Origin of the sequence: Vibrio sp. V12_P9A6T4, from assembly GCF_963874835.1 — a bacterium.
In the GTDB taxonomy this organism is placed as follows: domain Bacteria; phylum Pseudomonadota; class Gammaproteobacteria; order Enterobacterales; family Vibrionaceae; genus Vibrio; species Vibrio anguillarum.
Map to the genome: position 1 here is coordinate 1 of NZ_CAWNJO010000008.1, position 3698 is coordinate 3698.

The 3698-nt window shown below is 42.6% G+C and carries 2 protein-coding genes; both read left to right on the forward strand.

Translation table 11 applies throughout. From position 1 onward, the window contains the following. Window positions 1–177: 177 nt before the first annotated feature. Complete coding sequence (locus tag AACQ42_RS00135; protein ID WP_019282661.1) at window positions 178–939, forward strand: class II glutamine amidotransferase; 762 nt, start codon at window positions 178–180, stop codon at window positions 937–939. 187 nt (window positions 940–1126) lie between these two features. Beyond that, window positions 1127–3571 carry a M9 family metallopeptidase gene (locus AACQ42_RS00140; protein WP_094165574.1) on the forward strand — a complete coding sequence of 815 codons (2445 nt, stop codon included), beginning with the start codon at window positions 1127–1129 and terminating at the stop codon, window positions 3569–3571. Window positions 3572–3698 lie beyond the last annotated feature (127 nt).

Genomic DNA, 3698 nt, shown 5'->3' on the forward strand with positions numbered 1-3698 from the left:
CTAAAAGATGATCTTAGTTCAATAAATAATTCATCATTTAAGCCTGCATTTAAGAGTCATTAACTTGTGGCGTTGATGAGCCAAGTGGCAAAGGTATCGTTGCCTGGACACCTTGCAGCCATTGAGCAAACGTGCTTTATTGAAATCAGTGACTGATTATTTTGGAATGTTTGCATTATGTGCCGCTGGCTCGCCTACCAAGGAACTCCTATCTACCTCGATCAACTGGTTTATCAACCGGAACACTCTCTCGTGCACCAAAGTTTAGAAGCGCGTAAAGCGGTCACCCGTGTCAACGCTGATGGGTTTGGGCTGGGTTGGTATACCGAACGCACTACACCCGGGCAGTTTCATGAAGTCTTACCCGCTTGGGGAGATGAAAACCTGCGATCCTTAACGCATCACATTCGTTCTCACCGTTTTATGGCACATGTGCGTTCGTCCACCGGAACGCAGGTTTCCCGTTCTAACTGTCATCCGTTTATTTTGGATCACTGGATGTTTTTACATAACGGGCAAATTGGTGAGTTTGAAAAAGTGAAATTCGCCTTAGAACGGCAGCTACCGGAATCGCTATACGTCAAGCGTGTTGGGACAACGGATAGTGAATTGATTTTTTTATTGATGATGAGTAATGGGTTACGCAGTCAGCCAGTACAAGCCATTACGACCACGATTGGTCAAATTGCGCAGGCTTTGGCGGAGAAACAGATAGTCACACCTTTTAAAGCTTCGATTTGTATCTCTGATGGGCAAGATTTTTGGTTAGTGCGTTATAGCTCTGATGGTAATCCGCCGACCGTGTTTAGTAAAAGCGAAGGCGATAATATGGTGGTTGCGTCAGAACCCCTTGATAGTGAAAGTGGTTGGCAAATGATTGAGCCGCAAACCATTACTCATGTGATTGGCACTCAATGTACTGTGTATCCGATCACTTAGTTAGTGGTGGAAAAATTAGTAATGTATTGATATATAAGATCTATTGGTTAATCGATTGCTCTCTCATGAGAGCAATTCTTTTTTGAAGTAAGATCCTGGTTTCTGTGCATCAAGTTTCATTTTGTTGATGTGATTCTGATATAAATCGCGACTCATTCATTTCTATGATCTATAGAGAGTCGTTACTATGCGTATTGCTCCGGTTCCATCTATTCATTCCCCTCGTCCCAAACCTAATGCTTTGCTATTGGCATTATCGTTAGCAGGATTACCGTCTTTTTCTTATGCATTAGATGCCTGCCAGTTTAATGATATCACCCAAGCACAAGAGCCAATTTTAGCGATTAAAAATGCACAACCAGCCTGTTATAACTCGTGGTTTTATACCGATAGTAAAGCCATCTTGGGTCTATACAGTGAAAATAGTATAGACAGCATTAACCGAGCGCTGGCGTTAGAGGTTTCGCAATATCAAGGAACAGAAGCGCAAGCCAAATCTATTGCTAATTTGGGGGAGTTTATCCGTGCCGCTTATTATGTGCGCTATGGTGTAAAGCAAGAGTTTGGCGATTATTCGGAGCAATTGAGTAATGCGATTGCGGATACGATCAACCAGTTTATGTTATCGCCTTATAGTTTGAGCTTAGGTCGTGAACAAGTGGCGGCCATGTCGAGCTTAACGTTAATGGTCGATAACGTGAAACGCCTACCTTCAACGATGGCGAATTTCATCGTGCTATTGGACGCCTTTAACCCACAAACGGCGCAAGATGTGCAGTTTGTTGATGGTTTAAATAACTTATTTCGATCCATGAGCGGCCATGCTTCGCGTGATGATTTTTATCAACATATTGAAGCCCATCCAGAATATTTGGAGACACTGTATCGTTTTGCCACTGAGCATGATTGGGCGTTAGGAACCGATGCCGATTTCATTTTGTACAATGCGGTGCGTGAAACGGGGCGCTTACTGGTTAGCCCTTACCCAAACACCAAAACTCGAGTCATTGCGATTTTAGAAAAAGTATTGGAACGTTACCCGCTGGGTGGACGTAGCGATAAACTCTGGATTGCTGCGGTTGAGATGCTTTCTTACTACGCGCCAGAGACATTGGAAGCGCTTAATTTAACGCAAGCTAAGCAGCAACTTGAACAGCGTATCATGCCAAATCGTCATCAATGTGATGGACCTGCCATTATCCGTTCGCAAGGCTTAACACCACAACAAGCAGAGCAAGCGTGTGAAATTTTGAATGAGAAAGAAGCCGACTTCCATGCCGTCGCGAATACCGGTTTCACGCCCGTGGCCGATGATCTCAATCAACAAGTGGAAGTGGTGGTATTTGATAGCAACGAAAGTTATGTCAGTTATTCCAGCTTCTTGTTTGGCAATACCACTAACAACGGCGGGCAATACCTTGAAGGCAACCCGGCTGATGCCAACAACACAGCGCGCTTTGTCGCTTATCGATATGCGCAGGATGAGGCGTTGTCTATTCTCAATTTAGAGCATGAATATGTGCATTATTTGGACGGACGCTACAACCAATACGGTTCGTTTTCTCTCAATTTAAGTGAAGGCTATATCGTGTGGTGGTTGGAAGGCTTCGCTGAATACATGCACTATAAAAAAGGCTACCAAGCGGCGATAGACTTAATTGCTGAGAAAAAACTGAGCCTCACGCAAGTGCTAGCCACTACTTATCAAAATGACACCAATCAAATTTATCGCTGGGGCTATTTAGCGGTTCGTTTTATGCTGGAAAACCATCCCAATGAAGTGGATCAACTGCTAGCGCTATCACGTAGTGGCGATTTCAAAGCATGGGCTGAGCAAGTGAAACGGATCGGCAAAAGCCTAGACAGCGAATTTTCAACTTGGTTAGACACTTTGACAGCGGACAGTGGTAATCCAGAGGATCCGACTGTGCCGCCAATTCAACCAGAAGACACGATGAATCATTTAGCGTTAGGGCAGAGTGTTACCTTGTCGGGTGAGCAGTACAGTGAACAACTCTATTATATTGATGTTCCAGATAATATCAGTGAATTGTCGATTAATATTAGCGGTGATGGTGACGCCGATCTTTATTTAAGTTATGAAAAAATTGCGCATTATTATGATTATCAAATAACAAATTTTGAACTGCATAGTAATGAAACAATTGCACTAGAAAAACAAGCCAATGGTACCGTTTTACCGGGTCGCTATTATTTTAGTATTACAGGTAGAGAAGCTTACCAGCGTGTTGAATTAAATACGAAAGTAAGTTACGCCATTACCGATAATACGCAAAAGCCTAGTGATGATTTAGCACCTGTTGTTCTCGAAAATCGTCAGCCAATGACGTTGGGTATTCATCAAACTCGCTATGCAGCGATTTATGTACCAGAGGGAATGAGCACTGTCAAAGTTTGGCTCCAGCCTATTGATGAGATGGCAGCCCACAATGTTGATCTTTATGCAGAAAGCGAGCACTGGCCTACATTGACTCATTTTGACCAAGCGTCTAAACGTGCTGATAGCTATGAGTATATTGAACTGCCAGTAACGCAAGCGGGCTATGTCCATTTCATGCTTAATGCACAGCAAGCCAATAGCCAAGTTGAGCTCTATGCAACTTATGAATAATTAATGAATAAAAAGAAGTGTAAAAGCACTTCTTTTTATTAAAATCATATGATTAGCCAGAAAAGTAATAGCTATATTAACATTATGTAATTTAATCTTTACTTAATAATAATTTGATCTTGTGGGA